27 protein-coding genes are annotated in these 22614 nt (G+C 63.0%); 13 read left to right on the top strand and 14 right to left on the bottom strand.

The genetic code is table 11. The features are described 5' to 3' along the window. Positions 1 to 178: 178 nt before the first annotated feature. The 3 genes from I6E52_RS09025 to I6E52_RS09015 all read right to left on the bottom strand — a co-directional run bounded on the left by I6E52_RS09025 (position 179) and on the right by I6E52_RS09015 (position 3428). Entirely contained in the window at positions 179 to 1174 is a 996-nt protein-coding gene (locus I6E52_RS09025) for a hypothetical protein (protein ID WP_197156481.1), read from the bottom strand. Beyond that, positions 1171 to 2343, bottom strand: coding sequence for a heparan-alpha-glucosaminide N-acetyltransferase domain-containing protein (locus I6E52_RS09020; RefSeq protein ID WP_197156479.1), 1173 nt, complete (start codon positions 2341 to 2343; stop codon positions 1171 to 1173). Before I6E52_RS09020 ends, I6E52_RS09025 begins: the two co-directional genes overlap by 4 nt. A gap of 149 nt (positions 2344 to 2492) precedes the next feature. Beyond that, a complete protein-coding gene (locus tag I6E52_RS09015; RefSeq protein WP_197156476.1) occupies positions 2493 to 3428 on the bottom strand; it encodes a DNA-3-methyladenine glycosylase in 936 nt (311 codons plus the stop codon). 42 nt (positions 3429 to 3470) lie between these two features. Here I6E52_RS09015 and I6E52_RS09010 point away from each other — a divergent pair, with 42 nt between their 5' ends. The 7 genes from I6E52_RS09010 to I6E52_RS08980 all read left to right on the top strand — a co-directional run bounded on the left by I6E52_RS09010 (position 3471) and on the right by I6E52_RS08980 (position 8184). Continuing rightward, a complete protein-coding gene (locus tag I6E52_RS09010; RefSeq protein ID WP_197156474.1) occupies positions 3471 to 3908 on the top strand; it encodes a hypothetical protein in 438 nt (145 codons plus the stop codon). 33 nt (positions 3909 to 3941) lie between these two features. Next, entirely contained in the window at positions 3942 to 4301 is a 360-nt protein-coding gene (locus I6E52_RS09005; protein WP_197156472.1) for a hypothetical protein, read from the top strand. 9 nt (positions 4302 to 4310) lie between these two features. Then, on the top strand, positions 4311 to 4724 hold the full coding sequence (locus I6E52_RS09000) for a hypothetical protein (RefSeq protein WP_197156470.1): 414 nt from the start codon (positions 4311 to 4313) through the stop codon (positions 4722 to 4724). Between the two features lie 9 nt (positions 4725 to 4733). Beyond that, positions 4734 to 5621: a rhodanese-related sulfurtransferase gene (locus I6E52_RS08995; protein WP_197156468.1), complete on the top strand. Its 888-nt coding sequence runs from the start codon at positions 4734 to 4736 to the stop codon at positions 5619 to 5621. Between the two features lie 65 nt (positions 5622 to 5686). Continuing rightward, positions 5687 to 6712 carry a 6-phosphofructokinase gene (locus I6E52_RS08990; protein WP_197156466.1) on the top strand — a complete coding sequence of 342 codons (1026 nt, stop codon included), beginning with the start codon at positions 5687 to 5689 and terminating at the stop codon, positions 6710 to 6712. A gap of 47 nt (positions 6713 to 6759) precedes the next feature. Continuing rightward, on the top strand, positions 6760 to 7749 hold the full coding sequence (locus I6E52_RS08985) for an MDR family oxidoreductase (RefSeq protein WP_197156465.1): 990 nt from the start codon (positions 6760 to 6762) through the stop codon (positions 7747 to 7749). 27 nt (positions 7750 to 7776) lie between these two features. Next, positions 7777 to 8184 carry a DUF1304 domain-containing protein gene (locus I6E52_RS08980; RefSeq protein ID WP_197156463.1) on the top strand — a complete coding sequence of 136 codons (408 nt, stop codon included), beginning with the start codon at positions 7777 to 7779 and terminating at the stop codon, positions 8182 to 8184. A gap of 73 nt (positions 8185 to 8257) precedes the next feature. Here the strand turns inward: I6E52_RS08980 and I6E52_RS08975 are convergent, their stop codons facing one another. From I6E52_RS08975 to hemE, 11 genes are all read right to left on the bottom strand, one after another. Then, a complete protein-coding gene (locus I6E52_RS08975; RefSeq protein WP_197156461.1) occupies positions 8258 to 9010 on the bottom strand; it encodes a uroporphyrinogen-III synthase in 753 nt (250 codons plus the stop codon). A 43-nt stretch (positions 9011 to 9053) separates the two neighbouring features. Beyond that, positions 9054 to 9281, bottom strand: a complete 228-nt coding sequence (locus I6E52_RS08970) for a DUF3618 domain-containing protein (RefSeq protein WP_197156459.1) — start codon at positions 9279 to 9281, stop codon at positions 9054 to 9056. Then, on the bottom strand, positions 9281 to 9709 hold the full coding sequence (locus I6E52_RS08965) for a phage holin family protein (protein ID WP_197156457.1): 429 nt from the start codon (positions 9707 to 9709) through the stop codon (positions 9281 to 9283). The genes I6E52_RS08970 and I6E52_RS08965 overlap by 1 nt, the downstream gene beginning before the upstream one ends. A 7-nt stretch (positions 9710 to 9716) precedes the next feature. Continuing rightward, positions 9717 to 10070, bottom strand: a complete 354-nt coding sequence (locus I6E52_RS08960; protein WP_231601805.1) for a YtxH domain-containing protein — start codon at positions 10068 to 10070, stop codon at positions 9717 to 9719. Between the two features lie 207 nt (positions 10071 to 10277). Beyond that, the gene (locus tag I6E52_RS08955) at positions 10278 to 11663 is read right to left on the bottom strand and encodes a glutamate-1-semialdehyde 2,1-aminomutase (RefSeq protein WP_197156453.1); all 1386 of its coding nucleotides are present in this window, start codon (positions 11661 to 11663) and stop codon (positions 10278 to 10280) included. Then, on the bottom strand, positions 11660 to 12616 hold the full coding sequence (gene hemB, locus I6E52_RS08950) for a porphobilinogen synthase (protein ID WP_231602047.1): 957 nt from the start codon (positions 12614 to 12616) through the stop codon (positions 11660 to 11662). Before hemB ends, I6E52_RS08955 begins: the two co-directional genes overlap by 4 nt. A 35-nt stretch (positions 12617 to 12651) precedes the next feature. Continuing rightward, positions 12652 to 13566: a hydroxymethylbilane synthase gene (hemC, locus tag I6E52_RS08945; protein WP_197156449.1), complete on the bottom strand. Its 915-nt coding sequence runs from the start codon at positions 13564 to 13566 to the stop codon at positions 12652 to 12654. Beyond that, entirely contained in the window at positions 13563 to 14732 is a 1170-nt protein-coding gene (locus I6E52_RS08940) for a ferrochelatase (protein ID WP_197156447.1), read from the bottom strand. Before I6E52_RS08940 ends, hemC begins: the two co-directional genes overlap by 4 nt. Further along, on the bottom strand, positions 14729 to 15409 hold the full coding sequence (gene hemQ, locus I6E52_RS08935; protein ID WP_197156445.1) for a hydrogen peroxide-dependent heme synthase: 681 nt from the start codon (positions 15407 to 15409) through the stop codon (positions 14729 to 14731). The genes I6E52_RS08940 and hemQ overlap by 4 nt, the downstream gene beginning before the upstream one ends. Before the next feature lie 56 nt (positions 15410 to 15465). Further along, positions 15466 to 16791: an FAD-dependent oxidoreductase gene (locus tag I6E52_RS08930; protein ID WP_307842462.1), complete on the bottom strand. Its 1326-nt coding sequence runs from the start codon at positions 16789 to 16791 to the stop codon at positions 15466 to 15468. A 5-nt stretch (positions 16792 to 16796) separates the two neighbouring features. Then, positions 16797 to 17855: a uroporphyrinogen decarboxylase gene (hemE, locus tag I6E52_RS08925; protein WP_197122175.1), complete on the bottom strand. Its 1059-nt coding sequence runs from the start codon at positions 17853 to 17855 to the stop codon at positions 16797 to 16799. Between the two features lie 16 nt (positions 17856 to 17871). Between hemE and I6E52_RS08920 the strand changes: the two genes are divergently transcribed. The 6 genes from I6E52_RS08920 (at position 17872) to I6E52_RS08895 (ending at position 22611) form a co-directional block, all read left to right on the top strand. After that, the gene (locus I6E52_RS08920) at positions 17872 to 19107 is read left to right on the top strand and encodes a glutamyl-tRNA reductase (protein WP_197156443.1); all 1236 of its coding nucleotides are present in this window, start codon (positions 17872 to 17874) and stop codon (positions 19105 to 19107) included. 53 nt (positions 19108 to 19160) lie between these two features. Next, positions 19161 to 19793: a GNAT family N-acetyltransferase gene (locus tag I6E52_RS08915; RefSeq protein ID WP_197156441.1), complete on the top strand. Its 633-nt coding sequence runs from the start codon at positions 19161 to 19163 to the stop codon at positions 19791 to 19793. 258 nt (positions 19794 to 20051) lie between these two features. Beyond that, positions 20052 to 20627, top strand: a complete 576-nt coding sequence (locus I6E52_RS08910) for an ATP/GTP-binding protein (RefSeq protein WP_197122182.1) — start codon at positions 20052 to 20054, stop codon at positions 20625 to 20627. Continuing rightward, the gene (locus I6E52_RS08905) at positions 20627 to 21046 is read left to right on the top strand and encodes a roadblock/LC7 domain-containing protein (RefSeq protein WP_197122185.1); all 420 of its coding nucleotides are present in this window, start codon (positions 20627 to 20629) and stop codon (positions 21044 to 21046) included. Before I6E52_RS08910 ends, I6E52_RS08905 begins: the two co-directional genes overlap by 1 nt. Before the next feature lie 51 nt (positions 21047 to 21097). Next, on the top strand, positions 21098 to 21457 hold the full coding sequence (locus I6E52_RS08900) for a hypothetical protein (RefSeq protein ID WP_197156439.1): 360 nt from the start codon (positions 21098 to 21100) through the stop codon (positions 21455 to 21457). Positions 21458 to 21525: 68 nt separating this feature from the next. Next, positions 21526 to 22611 carry a DUF2510 domain-containing protein gene (locus tag I6E52_RS08895; RefSeq protein ID WP_197156437.1) on the top strand — a complete coding sequence of 362 codons (1086 nt, stop codon included), beginning with the start codon at positions 21526 to 21528 and terminating at the stop codon, positions 22609 to 22611. Positions 22612 to 22614: the final 3 nt, after the last annotated feature.

The raw sequence follows: 22614 nt of genomic DNA, 5'->3' as shown, positions 1-22614 counted from the left end.
ATTCTCCCGGGTTGGTCATTTATTCGCGACGACGTGAGCCGCAAAATGCCAAGAACCTCAGCGTAGCGGACGCCGCATTTCGGCGTCTTTCGAACTCTCCACCGCGGCAGCGACAATGCCCCCACTCGACTCGGGCGACCTGCCGTTCACACTCTCGCGCCTGATCGGCACGAGCGCATCACCAGTAGCGAACCCAGAACTGTTGATCTTGACGGAAAAGCTCACCTTCGCCGAACGTTGCGACGGGATAGTAGGTTCTGTGCAGCCAACCGAAATTCGCTGAGTGCGCGCCGGTCCGATAGACCTCGCCCGAGTTTTCGACGGGCTCGGTTGCGAACGCGGCATCGGTCGCGGCGTGTGACACTCGGCTGAACAACTGGCGACGAGGGTCCGCTGCGCATGTTGCGGCAGCCTGAAAACCGGCGCCGAAATCGGTCGACCACAGCACGTTATCGATCTCGAGGTGATCAGGATGCGGGTAGGCGTAGCATCCGGTGTATCCGCCTTCCGGCGTGGAATACGACCCGACAATTCCTGCGATTCCTACATCGTCACCAACCAACTCGGGCACGAACGTGTTGACTGTGGCGCTCAGCGCCCAACTGACCTCGCCCTCGCTGAGGTCTCCGTCGCCTAAGTCGAATACCAGCAGCGCCCCACGGTCATCGAGGTCGCGGTAGACGTCAACAGTGGTCGACACGATGCACTCGTCAGTCTCGTCGATGCGGCAGACAACACCATTGGGGTCTGGCAGGGGGGCGGAAGTCACGGGCTCCGCAAAACGACCAGGCACGGTTTCATCTTCTTGCGCCATGTCGCTGAAATAGTGCACAAATGAATTCACTCGCGCCTCGGCGCAAGCCTCGCTGTACTTGCCCTCAGGAATGGGCTCCGGAGCGGGCTCCAAGTCGGGTTGCCACCCGGCTTCAAACGCCTCTGGGGCGCAGAATCCAGTCTGCTCTCCCCGCGTCAGCAACACAACCACGCTGTAGACGTCCGCTCGGTTCTCAAATAGCGACCAGTACTGAAACTCATCATCCGGATGCGGGCCGACATAGATGACCGCGCTGGGTTCGATCGTGGTGCGTGCCTGCGCGACCACACCGAGACTTGCCGTCACCCCCACGATCAGGGTGAGAGCGAGGAGCCAGGTGAGTGTGCGACGACGGCTCATGGCTTCACGTACCAACCGCGGCGGTGAAGCACTATACAAAGCAGAACCCACGACGTTAGCCACAACGCAGTCCACACGATTTGCGCGAGAACTGCCGACGGAAACAGGCTGGCGAAGGCGCCGGTAATCGATGTCCCGTTGGGGAGCGATCGGTTGAGCAACAGCATCAGCAGGTGCGAGCCAAAGTATGCCAACAGGCTATTGCGCCCCAGCGCTACCCACGGCGTCCAGAAGCGGCGCTGCCGTTCGGTTCGAAACTTGCTGGACGGCAAGGCGACCTGGCCCAACCAGAGAAGCAGAGCAGCGATGGCTGCGATGCTCAGGGCGAAGGGTGCTGTCCACAACCGCTTCATTGGCGGCACCGGCCCACCGGCCAGCAGGTCGGGGCCAAGCCACAGCGCCGCTGCGAGCCCTAACAGTGCGGCGATGGCGAGAGCAATCGGCACGGTCGTGATGGGAAGTCGCGTTGAACTTGCCGCCTCGTCCTTGCGGAAGCGCAGAATCAGATGCCCCAGTGTCGCCCCGGCTGCTGTAGAAACGAGAGCACCCATGATCGCGATGATCCCCTCCGGGTCATGCCCGGCGAGACCGTTCCTATAGATGTGGGTTGCTCCAAAGAGGAGCGAGTCGAGCGGGCCGGACGGGTTGCACTCAGGCGTGAGCAGAGTCGCGACACACGAGCGCGCGAAGCTCGAGAGCATCACCGTGTGTGAGATAGCGAGCACGATTGTCAGCAGTGCCCAGCCTCGCCAGCTGCGCGTGACGAGGTGCAACAAGGCCATCACGACGATCACGACAGCGTAAAGCTGCAACACTCCCGTGAACCGCAGTTCTGACAGTGACGCTGTTAGGTCGACAACGGCGTTGAAAGCGAGGCCAAGCACGACAAGCACGAGCGCTCGGCGCAGCACCCCCCACGGCTCTACCCGACGATGAAAGGCGAACGCCATTCCGCAACCGGCAAGGGTGACGAACAGCGGAAAAATGAAATCGATTGGCATTACGCTCGCCCAGCGAGCGTGATCAAGCAGCGGGATGGAAATGATGGCGCTGTTGACACCCAAGCTGGCGACGAGCATCCAACCCCGCGCCCAGTCGAGAGCGTCGATGCGACTCTTCGTGGCAGTGGCTGCGCCGTTGACGGCTACCGACGCGCGCTCGTTGGCCATGCGCTCCCCGAATCCCGGCTCCCGGCCGAATGAACTGACGCAGTTGATGCCCGGTGGGCGCTCGACTGCCTCGCAGAAGAATACCACCGCGCTTCCTCTGCTTCATTCGCGCTGAGCCGCGCCCGGAGCCCTATTACTCCGTAGCCGCGCTAATGCGAGCGATGATCCTGAATCGTCATCCGTGGCCCAAAGGCTGGCTTGCGAAACCCGGAGGCCGTGATGAGCCGCACGACACGTTGACGGTGGCCGCGCCAGGGCTCGAGCAGTTCGAGCATCCGCTCATCGTCGACGGGTGCGCCAATCAGGGCCCAACCCACAACGGCGGCCAGGTGGTAATCGCCAACACTCGGGCTATCGGGATCGGCGTGCGAGCGCTGCATAGTTTCGGCGGCCGTCCACACGCCAACGCCCACGACTGATCGCAGGGCGGCTTCGATGCGAGGGCCGCCACGCCCCCAATCGGCGGTGCGCTCGAGGGATGCCGCTACTTGCGTCGCGCGCATCACGGTCGCCGAACGCTGTGGCCCGACTCCCGCGCGGTGCCACTCCCACGACGGAATTCGTGCCCAGCCCTGCGGTGTCGGCACGACGCGCATCCCGGCCGGGGCGGGCCCGGGCGCCGGCGAACCGTGCTTCGTGACGAGGATGCGCCACCCCCGTTTCGCTTCAATGCCCGTGACTTTCTGCTCGAGAATCGCCATCACTAACGCCTCGAAAACGAGTCGAGTGCGCGGCAATCGCAAGCCAGGGTTCTGACGCTGAGCCTCAGCGGCGAACGGAAGCGCCGATATATCGAAGTCGCTCCAGTCATCGCCCTCCCCCAGCAACTCGGGAACACTGGCGATTGCCCAGTCGGCTCCGGCGCCCCACGCGGTGCAATCCACATGCGATTGGTGCTGCACGAGACGCAGAGTCGCGGGGCCGTGCGGCGTGAGCATCGTGCGCCAGGTGCCCGCGGCATCCACTCGCATGGTGGGGTCACCAGCGCCACGCTTCAGCGGCGCTAACGTCGCGCGCACATCGACGGGCCGCCCGGGCGCAAAACGCATGCGCACGGGCTCGTCGACGGCGAGCGCTTCGGTCATGAGCCCTAGATTACGCGGCACCCCTGACGTAGAGTTTCACTCATGATCTGGCTCGCGATTATGACTCTCAGTGGCGCAAGCCTTGGCATTTATCAGGCACTCGCGACGGTGCCGCGGCTACGAGTGTTGCCTTTCGTCGGCGGAGCAGTACTCATAATGGGGCTGATTGTGTGGCCGAACATTCCGCCCAACGACGTTATCGCTCCGGCGTGGCTCAACTTCGCTGGTGTTGCGGCTTTTGTGATCACTATGGCGAGCGCATCCACTTTGTATTCGGCCAAGCTGTGGATGGATTACTTTCCCGAGGCGGGCCTCACGTACCGGGAGTTCGCGTGGCGAGACTTCACCGGCTCCTTTTATATACGGCAGCAGTACGCGGCGATGCTTGCCGACCGCGAAGAACTGCGGGCGACTTGGGACTACGACGGCCGCGGCGCTGTCAGACCAGCGAACGACGAAGCCAGAACCAATGAGCCCTAGATTACGCGCCACCCCTGACGTAGAGTTTGGCTCATGATGTGGTTGGTTGTTGCAGCGGTGATCGGAATGATCACGGGGGTTCTGTCGTGCGAAGCACGCACTCCCACCTATAAGCCCCTCCCCAACCTCGTCATTCTCCTGGTGGGCATGGGCGCGGTAATCGCCATCATCGCAACAACAGGAGGCCACGGGATGATGGGCTACGCCTTCCTCGGCGGCCTCATCATTACCCAAGTCGCCTACGCCCCACGCATCTGGCTACGAGTTTTCCCCGAATCCGGCTTCAGCTACTGGCAGCTTGTTGCGCGCCAATTCACCAACCCCCGCGACCTGCGCAAGGAGTACGCGGCGATGCTCGGAGAGCGCGCAGACCAGCACCCGGCCGCTGGCTAAACTTCGCTCATGCTTCTCTTTCTGGGCGCGATCGTCGGCGGCCTCCTCATCGGGGCCGTCTATGCCAGGGTGCATGTGCCCGCCGCGCAACGCCTCCCCCGCATCGGCACGATTCTGCTTAGCTTCGCCGGCGCGATGGGCGTGCTCTTTCTGCAGCCTGAAGGCGACCCGCTGCAGCAGGCGTTGAACACCCTCGTCGCCTATGCCCTCAGCTTCTTGCTGGCCTCGACACTTGTGCGCGGCATGCTCTGGCACCGGTTGCTCCCCGACTCGGGCCGCACTCTCGCCCACACCATCGGCCGCGTCTTCCTGCGCCCCGACGAGATCTACACCGAGTGGATGCTCTTCCTCCGGTCCGAGGTCGCCGCCGCCACCGCAGCCGCAGCCGCAGCCGAAGAGTCTGCCCCCAGCGAACAGCCGTAAACTTGCCCTGTGGCTGTTCCTAAGATCCTTCTCTTCTACGTGTTCACGCCGCTGGCCGATCCGGAGGCTGTGCGGCTGTGGCAGCGCGACCTCTGCGAGTTCCTCGGGCTCGGCGGTCGCATCATCCTCTCTAAAGACGGCATGAATGGCACCGTCGGCGGCGAGCTCAAAGACATTAAGCGTTACGTACGCAAGACGCGGGAGTATCCGGCGTTCAAGAACATCGACTTCAAGTGGAGCGAGGGCCAGGGCGATGACTTCCCGAAGCTCAGCGTGAAGGTGCGCGACGAGATCGTGAGCTTCGGCGCTCCCGGTGAACTGCAGGTCGACGAGAACGGCGTCGTTGGCGGCGGCACGAAGCTCAGCCCCGAAGAGCTCCACGAGCTCGTTGCGCGCAAAGAGGTCACCTTCTTCGACGGCCGCAATCCCATCGAGGCTGCGATCGGCAAATTCACCGATGCGATCGTTCCGGATGTCGCCACCACTCGTGACTTCGTCGCCGAACTCGACAGCGGCAAGTACGACCACCTCAAAAACAAGCCGGTCGTCACGTACTGCACGGGCGGCATCCGCTGCGAAGTGCTCTCCTCTCTTATGCGCAGTCGCGGATTCGGCGAGGTCTACCAGCTCGAGGGCGGCATCGTTCGCTACGGCGAAAAGTACGGCGACTCTGGTTTGTGGAACGGTTCGCTCTATGTCTTCGACAAGCGCATGGCCATCGACTTCACGGCAGACACCGAAGCGATCGGCCGCTGTTACCAATGCGGTGCGGCAACCAAACGGGTCGAGAATTGCCACAACAAGGCCTGCCGCGAGCAGTTCGTGGTGTGCGATGAGCACGCAGACTCCGTGGCGTGTGCCGCGCATCCGATCGGCGAAGCAACAATCAGCCACTAAAGTTATGCGGCGCTGCGAACCAGATCGTGGCTCGCTAGCGCACAAAAATGCGCCATGATGGGTTCATGAAGATCGGAATCCTGACCAGCGGTGGCGACTGCCCCGGGTTGAACGCAGTTATTCGCGGCATCGTGCTCAAGGGCACGCAGGTCTACGACAAAGAGTTCGTCGGCTTCCGCGACGGTTGGCGTGGAGTCGTTGAAGGCGACGCCATGCCCCTCACTCGCAAAGACATTCAGGGCATCTCCAAGCAGGGTGGCACCATTCTGGGCACCTCGCGCACGAATCCCTTCGAAGGCACCGACGGCGCAGACACTGTGCGCGAAAACATGGAACGCCTCGGGGTCGACTCCCTCATCGCCATCGGCGGCGAAGGCACGCTTGCTGCTGCCAAGCGGTTGACGGATGCCGGCATCAAGATCGTCGGAGTCCCCAAGACGGTAGACAACGACCTCTCCGCCACCGACTACACGTTCGGCTTCGACACTGCCACGCAGATCGCGACCGACGCCATGGACCGCCTGCGCACCACCGGCGACTCGCACGGCCGCTGCATGGTCGCCGAGGTCATGGGCCGCCACGTTGGCTGGATCGCCCTCCACTCGGGCATGGCTGCCGGCGCGCACGCGATTCTTATCCCCGAACAGAAGACCTCGATGGCGCAGATCGTGGAGTGGGTCACTTCGGCTCGCGACCGCGGCCGCGCCCCTCTCGTTGTTGTTGCCGAAGGCTTCACCCTCGACACCATGGACGACGCCCACTCCGAGCGCGGACTCGACGCCTTCGGTCGCCCCCGCCTCGGCGGCATCGGCGACCAGCTTGCGCCCGAGATCGAAGCCCTCACTGGCCTCGAAACTCGCTCAACCACTCTGGGGCACATCCAGCGCGGTGGAACGCCCAGCGCTTACGACCGCGTGCTCGCCACTCGCTACGGCCTCGCCGCCGTCGATGCGGTCATCCACGGTCGCTGGGGTCGCATGGTGTCACTGCGAGGAACCGAGATCACCAACGTTGCGTTCGAGGATGCCCTCGGCAAGCTCAACACGGTGCCACAGTCCCGCTACGACGAAGCTGCGATTCTCTTCGGCTAAACCTGATTTCTGACTCAGAACCCAGCCTGCGGTTCTAGGCTGACGGTATGTGGCGTGGAATCGAAGTAGTCAAGAACGAGTCCGACCCGAAAGCTCTGGCGCACGTCGAGCTCTCTGAGCAACTGGATGACAGCATCCTGATGCCCGGAGACGTCACGATCGATGTCGAGTTCTCCAGCCTCAACTACAAAGATGGCATCGCCCTCACGGGTAGGCCTGGCATCGTTCGCGCGCCGCGCCTGATCGCCGGTATCGACCTCGTCGGCGTCGTCGCCGAGTCGACGGATGACCGCTTTAGTGCTGGTCAGCGTGTGTTGGTGAACGGCTGCGGTCTCAGTGAAACCCATCATGGTGGTTACGCGGAACGGGCACGTGTTCCGGGCGATTGGGTTGTTCCGGTGCCCGCCGGCATCAGCAATCATCAGGCCGCCGCCATCGGCACGGCAGGCTTCACCGCGATGCTCTCGGTCCTCGCGATCGAGCGCGGCGGAGTCTCCGGCGAAGTTCTCGTCACCGGTGCTGCCGGCGGAGTGGGGTCTGTGGCCATCGCCCTGCTCAACAAGCTCGGCTACAGCGTGACAGCATCCACTGGTCGCGAAAGCGAACACGACTACCTGCGCGCGCTAGGCGCCACCACCATCATTGACCGCGCTGAGCTCAGCGCCGAACCCAAAGCCCTCATGAAGCAGCGCTGGGCTGGCGCCATCGACGCCGTTGGCGGCACGACTCTGGCCTCGGCGATCGCCGCCACCCAATACGGTGGAACGGTCACCGCGTGCGGCAACGCCCAATCGAGCGACCTGCACACGAGCGTGATGCCCTTCATTTTGCGCGGCGTGAGCCTCGTCGGCATCAATTCGGTCTTCACTCCGCGAGCACACCGACTTGAAGCGTGGGAACGCCTCGAGCGCGATCTCGACCTCAGCCTGCTCGAGAGCACGACGTCCACGATCGGACTCAGCAACGCTATCGCGGCCGGAGAAGACATCATTGCAGGGCGGATCCGTGGTCGAACGGTCATCGACGTGCACGGCTAGCAACCCGGCTGTGCCACACTTTTGAGCATGAACACTGCTTTAGCCATCCTCGGATCAGCTTTTATCTTTCTCGCCGCCCTCGTGCACCTCATGATTTTCTTCATGGAGAGCGTGCTCTTTCACACGCCTCGCGTGCAGCAGATCTTCGGCGTGAAGCCTCACGAAGTGGATGTCGTGAAGCCGTGGGCCTACAACCAGGGCTTCTACAACGTCTTCCTGGCTCTCGGCGCCGGAACGGGTCTCGTGCTCATGGGCACCACCAACATGTGGCCAGCTGGCATTGCGCTCGCCATGTTTGGAGCGCTCAGCATGGTGCTCGCTGCGATCGTGCTCGTCACGTCGCAGCCCAAGACAATGATGCGTCCCGCGATCGTTCAGGGAACCCCGCCGCTGCTCGGAATCATCTTATTGGTATTGGCCCTCAACATCGGCTAAGACGGCACGATCGGGCGGCAACCGCCACCCACGATATCGTCCACCTTCGCCCGCTGGCGGGCCTCACCACCCGCTAGCGGCGCAGGTACTCCACGAGCGTCTCGACGAGAGATTCGCTCGAGCGGTCTTCGGCGATCACGTGCACGGTGAGACCAGCGGCACGCGCGTCGAATGCTGTGCGCGGACCAATGCACGCCACGATGGTGTCGTCGGGCAGCGGCGCGAGCTGCTCGGCCACTTGTCGCGCGACTGAGCCAGAACTGATCAGCACGGCTGAGATACGACCGGATGCAACATCCTCCCGCACCTTGTCCGCCACAGGCACCCCGACGGTGCTGTACGCCGAAACGCTCAATACCTCGTGACCGAGCGCACCGAGCCCATCAACAAGAGTCGTATCAGCAAGGTTCGATTGCGGTGCCAAAACCCGGAGGCCTGGAGTCGTGTCGGGCCACTCTTTAACGAGCCCACGACCGGAGTTATCAAACTCGGGAACGAAATCGACCCGGTGTCCAGCGAGCGCCAGCGCGCTGGCGGTGGTTTCGCCGACGGCAGCGATTTTGGTGTTTTCGGGGATCTTGACGCCACTTGCGATCAATACATCAATGGTGGTCGCGCTGGTCACAGCGATCCAGTCGAACTGCCCATCATTGAGTTCATGAAAGGCGTTGGCGAGCGCGGCGACATTCTCTGAGGGCGCGAAATTGATGAGGGGCGCAATCACGGGAATGCCCGCGTGACCCCTCAAAAGTGCTGCGACGCTATCGCCCCAATTGCCTCCGCGCGGGACGAGCACGCGCAAACCATCGAGTGCTTTTCTTGCCATGCTCTCTATACTCCCCCTGTTGGGGAGTCAGACGCTAATCGAGCTAGTCGTCGTCGCTGAGAATTGCCCATGCAACGACAGCCACTACCGAGACTGCGGCCGCTGCTGCACCAATAATCCACGGCAACGGGTTGCTCTCATAGGAGCTGCGCACGTTGGTTGCAACTTCATCTACACGCTTGCCAATGTTGAACTTATCTTCGATGGCGTCGAGCGTTTTTTCGAGTTCGGCGCGAGCCTGCTCGATCGTGTTGTTGGTCTCTTCAGACATTATGACCTCCGCTTTCGGGTGCCTTTGATGGCACGAACGTCGCTCTTAATACTTTCAATCGTTTCGGTGGGTGCCGGTGGGGTTCCCTTTTTGACGAGCGCAACGCCCGCCAACACAAGGATTGCCACAATGAGCAGCAGGATGCCGGCCACGATCAGCGCGGCGGCCCAAGCTGGCACTACTTCAGCAAAGCCAAGCACGGCAGCGGCGATGAGAACCATCAGTGCGAACAGCGCGATAAACGCGGCGCCCACAAACAGCCCGATGCCAACGCCCGCGTGCTTGAGCTTGTCGACCATCTCGCTCTTGAGCGATTCGATCTCTCCGCGGACGAGGTCGCCGAGAAGGCGAGGGACGTCGGCGATTAGTGCAGCGAGTGACCGCTTGGGGTCGCGCTGCGAGTCTGTATTCGGTGATTCACCGTACATGGCAGCCCTACTTCGAGTTGGTGGACTTCGTCGTGGATGCCGATGACGAAGACTTCTTGGCGGCAGGCTTCTTTTTAGGTGCGCTGCTGGTGGTCGTCACTTTTTCTGACGCCGTCTTGTCGCTCTTGCTTGACGCGACCTGCTTGACGACCTTCTTGGCGCCGTCTGCAAGGAATTCCGCAACATCCGGAGCCTTGTCTTTTACAAAATCTTCAGCATTGTGTCGCTGCTGCGTGATTCGAGGATCGTTCCACAGCTTGCCCGCTGTCGCCTTGATCTTTTCGTACTTCTCGCGGCCAGCGCGGGTTCCGAGCACGTAGCCGATGCCGAGTCCTACTACTAGGAGGATTTTGCCCTTCATGGTGAACTCCATTTCGTTGCCGGTTGGTTCTTCCAACATACTCGCGATAACTGCAGACGGTGGTCAGCTTTTTCTGTTATCGCAGGTAACTAGTCTGGAGCATATTCTCAGATTGGCATAGGGCTGCGTCCAGAACTCACACAGAGTTTACAGACGAGTCATCATCGCTTTCGAAGCTCACGTCGCAGCCGTCAGGAGCAATGTCGACTATTGCGGGGCGGATGCCGCGGCAGCAGCCTTCGCGGCTGCGGGAAGTGCCTCAACGATCTTCGCCACCACGCCATCGTCGTGGGCTGCCGAGACGAACCACGCCTCGAACACACTCGGCGGCAGTGACACTCCAGACTCCAGCATCGAGTGGAAGAAGGGTGCGTAGCGGTAACCCTGCTGAGCCTTCACGTCAGCGAAGTTCAGGGGTTCGGTGCCGGAGAAAACGAACGAGAAAAGGTTGCCTGCGTGCTGCACAACGTGCTCAACGCCCTCGGCGGAGAGTGCGGCAGACGTTTCGGTGGAGAGCGTTTCGGCAACCTGGTTGAGCCGCGAATACACGGCGTCGTCGGCGAGCCGAAGCGTAGCGAGGCCCGCAGCGACGGCGACCGGGTTTCCACTCAGGGTGCCTGCTTGGTAGACCGGACCGAGTGGAGCTAGCAACTCCATGATGCGAGCCGAGCCGCCCAGAGCGGCCAACGGCATCCCTCCGCCAATGACTTTGCCAAAGGTGAAGAGGTCGGGAACCCAGCGCGCCTCAGGGGCGTCGGGGTTCGCGGCCGCTGCGGCACGAGCATCCAAGCCCCAGTAGCCGGCGGGGTCAACACGGAAGCCCGTGAGAACTTCGTCGCTGATAGCAAGGGCACCGTGCTCGTGGGCGATGCGCACGATGGTTTCGTTGAAGCCGGGCTGCGGGGCCAGAACACCCATGTTGGCAGCGGCGGCCTCGAAGATGATTCCGGCGATGTCGTGGCCGTGCTCGGCGAAGACCTGCTCGAGGGCGGCAACGTTGTTGTACTCGATCACGAGAGTCTGGGCTGCGGTCTCGGCGGTGACACCGGCAGAGCCGGGCATCGAGAGCGTGGCGAGACCAGAACCGGCTTCAGCCAGAAGCCCGTCGGAGTGACCGTGGTAGTGACCGGCGAATTTCACGAGCAGGCGACGACCAGTAGCGCCGCGAGCCAAACGGATGGCCGTCATGGTCGCTTCGGTGCCGGTCGAGACGAGACGCAAGCGCTCGATGGGGCTCACTCCCCCGACGCTTATGCGCGAGCGCACGAGTTCGGCGAGCTCGGTCTCAGCCGGAGTGGATGCTCCAAAGCCGAGGCCGCGCGACGCTGCCTGCTGAACGGCATCGATCACTTCGGGATGAGCGTGGCCGAGAATGGCGGGGCCCCAGGAGTTGACCAGGTCGATGTACGACCGGCCCTCAACATCCGTCACGTACGAGCCGGAGGCCTTCACGTAGAAGCGGGGTGTTCCGCCGACGGAACCGAAGGCACGTACGGGCGAGTTGACGCCGCCCGGCAGGACGCCGCGGGCGCGGTCGAACGACTGTTGGTTGGTGGCGGGGGCGGACGGGGTGTTGGACGTGGTGTCGCTCATCGGCGTAGCCATTCTGCAAGTTCTGTTGCGTAGTAGGTGAGCACCGCTTCGGCGCCGGCCCTCTGGATGCTGAGTACTGATTCTTCGATAGCGCGGCGGCGGTCGATCCAGCCGTTCGCTGCGGCGGCTTCGATCATCGCGTACTCGCCGGAGACTTGGTACGCCCAGACCGGCACGCTGCTGACGGCGCTGGCGTCGGCGAGCACGTCGAGGAAACTCATGGCGGGCTTGACCATCACCACGTCGGCGCCCTCATCGATGTCGAGTTCGACTTCGCGGATACCCTCGCGGCGGTTGGCCGGATTCTGTTGGTACGCGCGGCGGTCGCCCTGAAGCGAGGACTGCACTGCTTCGCGGAACGGGCCGTAGAACGCCGAGGCGTACTTGGCGGCGTAACCGAGCAAGGGGGTGTCAGTGTGGCCAGCGGTGTCGAGCGCGTCGCGCACGGCGGCAACTTGACCGTCCATCATGCCGCTGAGCCCAAGCAGTTGCGAGCCAGCTTCGGCCTGAGCAACGCCCATCTCGCGGTAGCGCTCGAGCGAGGCGTCGTTGTCGACGATGAACTCGGTCGCGCCGGTCGCGAGGTTGGTGCGCTCGCGCAGCACACCGCAGTGACCGTGGTCGGTGAATTCGTCGAGGCAGAGATCGGTCTGCACCACGAGGGCGTCGCCGGCCTCGGCTACAGCCGCGCGCGTGGCGACGTTGAGGATTCCGTTCGGGTCAATCGCCCCCGAGCCTTCGGCATCCTTATGCTCAGGAACACCGAAGAGCATCACGCCACCGACGCCCAGTCCGGCGGCTTCGGCAATCGCGCGGCGCATCGAGTCGAGCGAATGCTGCTGCACGCCCGGCATCGAACTGATCGCGGCAGGCTCCGTGAGCCCTTCGCGCACAAACATCGGCAGGATCAGCTGGTTGGGGTGGGTGCGGTTCTCGGCGACGAGGCGACGCATAGCCGGGCTCGACCGCAAACGGCGGGGGCGGATGATCACGCTCGTGCCCCGGTAAGCTCCCCAGCGCCCTGGGCCAAAAGATCGTCGGCGACCCGCTGTGCTGCCTCGCGCGCCGGGTCGTCTACATCGTTGACGTACAGCGCGTGCGAGCTGGTGAGGTAGCGGGAGCCATCGAGGGCGTAGACCCGCGCATCCAAGAACAAGAGGCCGTCGTCGATCACGGCGTGCGCTCCGAGGGGAGCCGAGCATCCGGCGTCGAGGAAGGCGAGAACGTAGCGTTCGGCATCCGTCTTAGTGCGGCTGGGTTTGTGGTCGAGCACCTTGACGAGCTTCTCATCGCCGTCGCGAACCTCAATGGCGAGCGCGCCTTGACCGGGAGCCGTAGGCCAACCCGAAATACCGAGGTACTCAGTGATGGCGGCGGCGCGACCGGCACGGGCGAGGCCCGCAGCGGCGAGGATGACGGCATCCAGTTCACCGTTGGTGACTTTGTCGAGGCGCGAATCGATGTTGCCGCGAATGTCTACGACCTCAAGGTCGGGGTAGAGCGAACGCAGCTGAGCCTGGCGACGCGGCGAACCGGTGCCAACACGGGAGCCGGCGGGAAGCGTCGCGAGCGTGAGTTCATCGCGAGCACACACCACATCGCGCTCGTCGGCACGCTTGGGGATGGCCGCGATCGTGAGACCGGGCACGGGAGCAGTCGGAAGATCTTTGAGCGAGTGCACGACAACGTCGCACTCCCCCGCGAGCAGCGCTTCGCGCAGAGCGTTCGCGAACACACCCTGCCCGCCGATCGTGGAGAGCGATTCTGTTGAACGGTCACCCTGAGTGGAGATCGGAATGATTTCCGTTTCGACGCCGGTCTTGCTTTCGAGCTGGCGTGCCACCGTGGTGGTCTGCGCCATGGCGAGCGTGCTGCCTCTGGTGCCAATACGAATTACGGTCACGGTGCTACCCCCGCGGCTGCCGGCTTGAAGCCGAGCCGCACGTTTTCACAGCATCCGGGACGACAGACGTCGTACCAGGGGCCGATTGTTGTTAGTGCGGGGCGGTCTGCCACCGGCACTCCGTCGCGGCGCTCCAACACGAGGTCAACAAGACCCGTGACGAACGCCGGATGTACGCCGGGCGTAGGAACGCGAACGGCAACCATGTTGTGGCCTCCCGCAGTTTCCAGCGCCTCGGTGTCGAGATCCCATTTCACTTCCATGTGGTCGGAGATGAATCCGACCGGAACGATGACAACCGCTTCGATGCCAGCGGCGGCAAGCGCATCGATCGCATCGTTGATGTCGGGCTCGAGCCACGGCATCGAGGGCGGGCCACTGCGCGACTGGTACACGAGACTGTGCGCCGGCAGCGTGGTGGCGGAAAAGTCTTCCGCCTGCGCCGCCATCACAACTTCGGAGACCGCGAGGTGCTGCGCCGCGTACGCGCCGCCCTCTCCGAAACCGCGCGACTCCGGGCCGCTCTTGGCGGCATCCGTCGACGGGATCGAGTGGGTCGTGAAGAGCACGTGCGTCTTCTCGGGCGCAATGCCCTTGGCGGCGATCTGAGCAAGACCGTCACGAACGCCATCGATGAACGGCTGAACAAAACCGGGGTGGTCGAAAAACTGGCGAACCTTGTCGATCTGGATCGTGCCTTCGAGACCGGTCTGCTCGAGCGCAATTGCGTAGTCTTCGCGGTACTGGCGGCAGCTCGAGTAGGAGCTGTACGCGCTCGTGCCCACGGCGATGAGCTTTCTAAAGCCTCGCTCGTTGGCCTCGGTGAGCGCATCGCTCAAATAGGGGTTCCAGTTGCGGTTTCCCCACAGCACGGGCAGGTCAATGCCGCGGCGAGCAAGCTCGGCTTCGAGCGCTGCCTTGAGCTCACGGTTCTGGTCGTTGATCGGGCTGATGCCACCGAACGCGCGGTAATGATGCGCGACCTCTTCGAGGCGCTCTTCGGGGATGCCTCGTCCGCGCGTGACATTCCGCAGGAACGGAATGACATCGTCTTGGCCCTCAGGCCCACCAAAACTCGCGAGGAGAATGGCGTCGTAGGCCACGGGCTCCTCGACGTGTTCGGGACCGGATGCCGCGGCATCCGTAGCACCGAGAACGTGGGTCATGCCAGCACCTCAGAGATCTCGTCGAGAGTGATGCGACGGCCCGTGTAGAAGGGAACCTCTTCGCGTACGTGCAGGCGGGCATCCGTTTGGCGCAAGTGACGCATGAGGTCTACGAGGTCAACGAGTTCGGGGGCTTCGAGCGCGAGCATCCACTCGTAGTCTCCGAGCGCAAAGCTCGCGACGGTGTTGGCGAGAACCTGGGGCATTTCGGAGCCCTTCATGCCGTGGTCGCGCAACATCTTGCTGCGCTCGGCGTCGGGCAGCAGATACCACTCGTAGCTGCGCACGAAGGGATAAATGGTGAGCCACGCTTCGGGCTCCTTGCCGCGCATGAACGCTGGCATGTGGCTCTTGGAGAACTCCGCGTCGCGGTGCACGCCCATCGCGTTCCAGGTGGGCAGAAGTGAGGCGAGCGGGTTGCTGCGACGCAGTTCGCGCAACGCCCACTGGATGTCTTCAGGGTTGTTGCCGTGCAACCAAATCATGATGTCAGCGTCGGCGCGCATGCCGGAGACATCGTAGAAACCACGGATGGTGACCCCCCGGGCCTCGACAGCGGCCACGGCCTTGTCGAGGTTGCCGGCGAGTGCCGGACGGTGCGGATCACGACGGAGAACCGCCCAGAGTGTGTAACCCAAAACTTCAGTGGACTCGTCGACGTCTGTCATGTCTTCCATTCTCTCCCGCGCCTTCTGGGCACACTGGGAAAATACCGTGAGTTAGGTGAACCTAACTAGCTTACCTCTTGAGTGGCGTCATCGGCCTCGGTGGCTGCTTCGGTGGCAGGCTCCTCGGCGGGCTCCTCGGCAGGTTCCTCGGCCGCGAGCGCCAGCAGTCGATCGACCGTGGCATTGGCGTGCGTGACGATGCCAGCCAACCCGGTTCCGCCGACGGTTTCGCCGACAACGACTACGCCATCCGTGCGCTCAGCGGCGGCGAGCGCGGCCGGGCGAACCCATTCGCGACGAGCAAAATCGATAACGGACTCTGGCGGCAGCGAAACCCCGAGCAGCACTTCGGCATCGCGACGAGCGACGTCGGCAAACTCTCCGGCCGGCACCTCGTTGTACGAGAGGCGCACGACGTGGCGGCCATCCGCCTGCTCTTTCAGCCACTGCCATTTCGCCGTCGCATGGGTGAGTGCGCGAGCGGAAACGGCGGTGCAGCCGGGGGCGACGAGCACTCCTGAACCGCGGGGTTCGGCATCCAACGCGGGCGCATCAAGCACGAGGGTTGCGAGCGTGACGGTGCGGCCACGAACCGGGGCAAGGATGCCGGGGGCTGCCACAATGACGGTGCCGTCGAGTGCCGCAAGCTCGTCGGCACTCTCAATGCGCCGGTCGAGCTCGACAACAACCCCGTAGGTCTTCAGATCGGCGGCCAACTCAGTGACGAGGCGATTGATTCCGCCCCGGATGCCCTGAACCGCTGTTCCGGCCGGCATCGCGCCACGCATCGAACGCACCGCTGCCGCCAGCGACCCGTGCAGGGCGAGGCGTTCCTTGAGCGTTGCAACGCGGTCGAGCGGAAGATCGTCGGGGTGCAGCGAGTACACGCCGTGCACGACAGGGGCGACCAGTTTCTCGACAACGGCCTTGCCCATGCGGCGACGAACGAGAGCACCGAGCGAAACATCGGTGCGCTTTCCGAACCACGGAATTAACGAATCGAGTTGGGCGCGCAGAGCGCCGCCCATACCCAGAACCGCAATCGTCTGAGCGTCGAGCGGTGTCGCCGGAATGCCCAAAATGCCGGTGCTGGGCAACGGGAGGGCCGCGCCATCCACGGGCTGCAGCCAAGCACCTTCGTCGCCCGGCGAAACGATGTCGTCGCCAAGGCCCAGCTCGCGAGCGAGGTCGGCCACAGTATCGCCGCGGGTGGCGAAGCTTTCGGCTCCGGCATCCAAATTGATACCGCCAACAAGGTGGGATGCCACGGTGCCGCCCAGATGATCGCTTGCCTCAATGAGGCGCACGGTTCGGCCAGCCATCGCGAGGCGGCGCGCAGTGACAAGCCCTGCGATGCCGCCGCCGACGACGGTGAATTCTGTCGTGCTCACGCTCACTAACCTTCCTCGTGAACGAGCTCCACAATTTTGGTGAGCACATCCGGGTCAGTGTCGGGGCCAACACCGTGGCCGAGGTTCACCACGTGAGCTGGGGCAACGCGGCCGCGGTTCATGACATCGCGCACGTGCGCTTCGAGCACATGCCACGGTGCGCCAAGCAGCGCGGGGTCGATGTTGCCCTGCAGCGGCACTCCGCCACCAAGGCGACGGTCGGCCTCATCGAGCGGGATGCGCCAGTCAACACCCATCACGTCGGCGCCAATGCCGTGCATGGCCTGCAACACTTCGCCGCTGCCGACACCAAAGTGAACCTTCGGCACGTCGTAGCCACGCAAGTGCGAGAGAACACGCTTGGAGTGCGGGGCCACCCGGCGCACGTACTGCTGCTCCGAGAGCGAGCCGACCCAGGAGTCGAAGAGTTGCACGGCAGAAGCGCCAGCCTCAACCTGGGCGATCAAGAATTCGCCAGCGACATCCGCGCACCAGTTGAGCAAGTTTGCCCAGGTCTGCGGGTCGGAATACATAAGCGTGCGCGCACGCTGCTGGTCTTTGCTCGGGCCACCCTCGACCATGTACGACGCAAGAGTGAATGGTGCTCCAGCGAAACCGATGAGCGGGGTGGTTCCGAGCTGAGCAACGGTTTGCGCGACAGCCTCACGGATCGGCGCAAACGCAGCAGGGTCGATCGGGTGCAGCTTGGCGACATCCGCCGCCGTACGAATGGGGTTGGCAAAGACAGGGCCACGGCCGGGAACGATCTCGACCTCAACACCGGCAAGTTTGGCCGGGATAACAATGTCGCTAAAGAAGATGGCGGCGTCGACATTGTGGCGACGCACCGGCTGCATCGTGATCTCGCTCGCGAGGTCGGGCGTCAGGCACGCCTCGAGCATTTCGTTGCCCTCACGCAGCTTGCGGTACTCGGGAAGAGAGCGGCCGGCCTGGCGCATAAACCAGACGGGAGTGGTTTCGGGGCGATCGCCGCGATAGGCCCGGATGATAGGCGAGTTAGCTGTGCGGCCGTCGAGAAGTGGGTGGTCAGAATTCAAAGTCACGGGTTAACATTAGGTCGTGCTCCTGTGTCTTAGCTCGAATCATCGCAACGCGAGCTTAGACGTACTCGAAAGTCTGTCTGAGGTCGCCCCGGCGGCCACCGTCGACCTTGTTACGCACAATGATTTCGTGGCCGGAGCCGTTCTGGTTGCCACCTGCAATCGCTTCGAGGCCTACCTCGATGTCGAAGAACCTCTCACCGCCGCCACGGCCATCACGGTCTGCTCGCTGCTCGAATCACTGAGCGAACGCACCGGCCTTAGCGTCGACACTCTTCATTCCTCCATCGCCGTTCATGAGGGGGCGGATGCCGCAGCTCACCTCTTTGCGGTGACCTCGGGTCTTGAGTCCGTCGTGATCGGTGAAGCCGAAATCTCGGGGCAGGTCAGCCGCGCTCTCGATCAGGCGCGCAAAGATGGCACCACTACCCGCGACCTCGAGCGCCTCTTTCAGCGCGCCACTCACACGAGTCGCGGCATCAAGAACAACACGGCCATCGGCGGGGCTGGCAAGTCCCTCGTGCGCCTCGCGCTCGAACTCGCCTCGAGCCGCGTCGCCGACTGGTCAACCGCGAGTGTTCTCGTCGTCGGCACCGGCCGCTACGCCGTCACGACCGTCAACGCTCTGCGCGACAAGGGTGCACTCGACTTGCGCGTCTTCTCCCCCTCGGGCCGCGACGCCGCCTTCGCCCTCAAGCACGGCCTCACCCCCAGCGAAGACTTCGACGTTGACGTCATCGTCACGTGTACTGCCAGCGCCGTGCTCGGCACCGAGCGCTTCTCGGCCGCCAGCAAGTGCCTCGTGCTCGACCTTGGTCTCCCCCGCAACGTTGACCCCGCGGTTGGCCAGCTCGACGGCGTTGACCTGCTCGACCTCGAAACCATCAGCCTGCACGCACCGCTCGAAGAACTGAACGCGCATGCGGATGCTCGCGACCTGGTTCGCACGGCCGCCCACGAATTCGCTGCCGAAAGCCAGGCGGAGCCAGCCATCGTTGCTCTTCGCAAGCACCACTTCGCCCTCCTTGAGGCGGAAATTGCTCGCGCCACCGCCCGCGGGGCCGGCGACGAAACCATTTCGGCCCTGCGCCACCTCGGCGGAGTCCTCCTCCACGGCCCGTCCGTGCGCGCTCGCGAGTTCGCGGCTGACGGCCGCGTCGCAGAGTTTGATGCTGCCCTCTCGGCGCTCTACAACATCCCGGTCGAGCGCACGGCACGGGCGAGCGACGCTCAGGCGCGACCGCACACGGCTTAGCGTCGGGCCGCGATACTGGCCTTCGGCACCACCCACAACGATGAGGGGCTCGCATGAAACCGTATGAGTCAACAGCTCCCCTGCACACCGAGCGCCTCGTGTTGCGCCGCCTCACGCCCAGCGAGCACGATATCGACGACCTGCACGCGCAGCAGTCAGACCCCGAGCTCACTACCTACATGCTTTACGAGCCCCGCGACCGCGCCACGATAATCGAGAAGATCACCGAGTGGACAGCGAACGAAGTGCTCGCGGAGACTGACGATTACGTGCAGCTGGCCATTGAACTACCGGATGCTGTTCCTCCCGTTGCGGCGGGCGCTGAGCCCACAGCTCACCACCGCGAGCGCCGCTCCGTGATGATCGGAACCCTGTATTTCAAGATCGAGAGTGCTGAGGATTCGAATGCCGAGATCGGGTGGGCTCTGCATCCCGACTTCCAGGGCAAGGGCTATGCCCGGGAGGCAGCATCCGCTCTGCTCGATCTCGCTTTCGACGCCCTGAAGCTGCACCGGGTTTTCGCCAATTTGGATCCCCGAAACGACGATTCCGTTCGCTTGTGTCTCGCGCTTGGCATGCGGCATGAAGCACATCACGTGGAAGATATGTGGTTCAAGGGCGCGTGGGCAGACACCGGTATTTACGCGATTCTCGACCGCGAATGGGCAGTCCACCCGCACAAGTAGAGACCTCGCACCACCCTGCCGCCCGCTGGGTACCCCGTTTTTCGGGTAAAACTTACACCCAGTGATGGGGACAGACAGAACGTTCTGGTGCAGTTTTCTGCGGGTTCCGTTCTCGCGACCCCCGAGTGGGGACTCGTGAAGATTTTGGGCAGCACCGATTCTATTAACGCCGCACACGACGCCTGATCGTTTAGCGGTATTCGCACGCCCATCGAATGAGGCGTTCGCTCCGAAGTACTAACCAACCGAAAGAGATCTATGTCTGAGCACGTCGTTTTGTTTGCTGGCCCCATGGGCTCCGGCAAGACGACCGCTATTCGCAGTCTGAGCGAAATCGCTGTGGTGTCGACCGAGGCTACCAACACCGATCGCGAGACAGCGGATAAAGAGACCACTACGGTGGCTCTTGACTACGGCGAGATCACCATCGACGATGTCACGAAGGTTCGCCTCTACGGAGTTCCGGGGCAAAAGCGCTTCGATTTCATGTGGTCAATTTTGGCCGGCCGCGCACGTGGTCTACTTCTTCTCATCAATAACGATGCGCCAGACTCTGTCGCGCTGCTTCTGGAATACCTCAACGACTTCCGTGAACTTCACGCCCGCGGCGCGGTTGTCATCGGTGTCACCAAGTCTGATGTTTCCGAAACACCCAGCGTTGCCGACTACTCGGCCGCGCTCACCGCTGCGTCTCCCGACCAATTGATTCCCGTATTCACCGTCGACCCTCGCAATGCCGAAGAGATGCGCACCCTGCTGCTCACCCTCGTCGCCAGCGTCGAAATGCGTGAACTCCTTGCACCTGCCCCGACACCGATCTCCGAGAACATCTAATGAACCTCACCCCTGCGCCCGTCGCCGCTATTGCATCGCACCTGAACCCCGTCCACATCGAAGCCGGCAACCGCACCCTTGCCGAAATGCAAGATCTCGCGAGCTCACTCACCTTTGCCTCGCTGCTCACCGATGATGGCTTCGAGATCGTTCACCTCAATGGAACCCACGCGGATGGCGGACGCTTCGCCAGCATGTCCAGCTCAGTGCAAGCACTCAGCGATGCTGTCGCCCACGAACTGAAAATCGGCACCAACGAGTACGTGATCATCGCATCCGAACTCGGCCATGTCATCCAGCTGCGCGTGCAAGGGCACCCCATCGTGCTCGCCGCACTGTTCGACACTCATGAAACTTTGGGCAAAGGCCTCTCGATCGCACGCATTGCCGCGCGACGCATGGCCGAGCTCATTGCTTAACCAGCATCACATCGACGTATCACCAACCCGACACCTCAAACGGAGAACATAATGTCAAACATCACTGAAACCCTCGCAGCCCTTCTCGAGACCGATGGCGCCATGGCCGCCGCTGTTGTCGACAGCGGCTCGGGCATGCTGCTCGGAAGCGCTGGAAGCGGCATCGACCTCGACGCAGCAGCAGCCGGTAACACCGAGGTAGTGCGCGCGAAGCTCAAGACCATGAAGGCTCTCGGCCTCAAGGACTCCATCGATGACATCCTCATCACGCTCTCAAGCCAGTACCACATCATCCGCCCGCTGTCATCGAACCCCGAGGTCTTCATCTACTTCGTGCTCGACAAGGCGAAGTCGAACCTCGCGCTTGCACGTATCAACGTCAAGACCGCCGACTCCAGCCTCGGCCTCTAAAAATCCACTCGCTGTGGCGGTCATCCGATGACCGCCACAGCAGGCTTCACCGCTCAGAAAGAAACATCATGACCGACGGCACCAGTATCCCCGCAGGGTGGTACCGCGACCCGCTTGGCGCTCTGCAGCTTCGCTGGTGGGATGCCACCGCCTGGACCGAGCACGTCTCAGCCCTCGACAGCGAGCCAACACCGCTCAACGTCACGGTCGATGAAGAACAGTTCAACGTCAGCGCTCCCGCCACTGCCGCGGACCCCGACGTGCTCATCATTCACCCGGCCCCACGCAAGAGCGCCCGCGATCATGCGAACGCGAGCGCCTCCATGGACTCGGCGATGCCCGCCATGGCCGGCACCACCACCACCACTACAGCCACCGCTCCTGTCCCGTTCTCAGCCGCTTCAACGACGGAAGCAAATGCTGCGGGACCCCAGCGCGCCACGGCACAGATCCTCAACGTCACTCCGATCGACGACGACAACACTCCAGCGGATGCCGCCTCCGGTGCGCGCGCGGCCGGCAAGCGCCGCACGGGCCCCGCTAGCAGTGTTGATATCGTTCTGCCCGCAGCCACCTGGAATGCGCTCAACCGCGCCATCACCGAAGCCGTTCACTCTGCCGCGGAACCGCTCGTGGAACTTCGCTTTGCCGATGCTCCCACTCTCGTCATTGATCCCCGCGGGGGCGTGTACTGGTGGGCTCAACCTCTTGAGAAACTCTCTGAAACGACCACCGACGGCGACGTCGAGACCGTTGCTCGACCGCTCGCGATTCACCACGATGAAGCTGGCCGCGACTGGGAGCCTCTGATTTGGCTCATCGGCACTCAGGCTCAGCCCGAGTCGTTCGACCCCCTGAGCCTTTCAGGCGCTCGCTTCAAACTGCGTCGCTGGCCAAACCTCACCACGCTCACGCACACCACTGACCAGATGAGCATGACGGCAATGCTGGGCGCCGCCTACCTCACGATCACCGAGCTCGCGTCACTCGCACACGTTCCCGAAGACGAAGCGCGCCGCTTAGTCTCCACCTTTGAACTAATGGGTTTGTTGACTCACACCGTCGATACGACCGCAGATGTGATTCGGATGCCTGAGCCTGAAGCTTCGAAAGAGGGAATCTTCTCCCGGCTTAAAGCACGCTTCAGTCGCTAGCCA

Origin of the sequence: Salinibacterium sp. NG253, from assembly GCF_015864945.1 — a bacterium.
Lineage (GTDB): Bacteria > Actinomycetota > Actinomycetes > Actinomycetales > Microbacteriaceae > Rhodoglobus.
The sequence above is the reverse complement of the archived record's forward strand: the minus strand, read 5'-3'. Positions and strand labels throughout refer to the sequence as shown.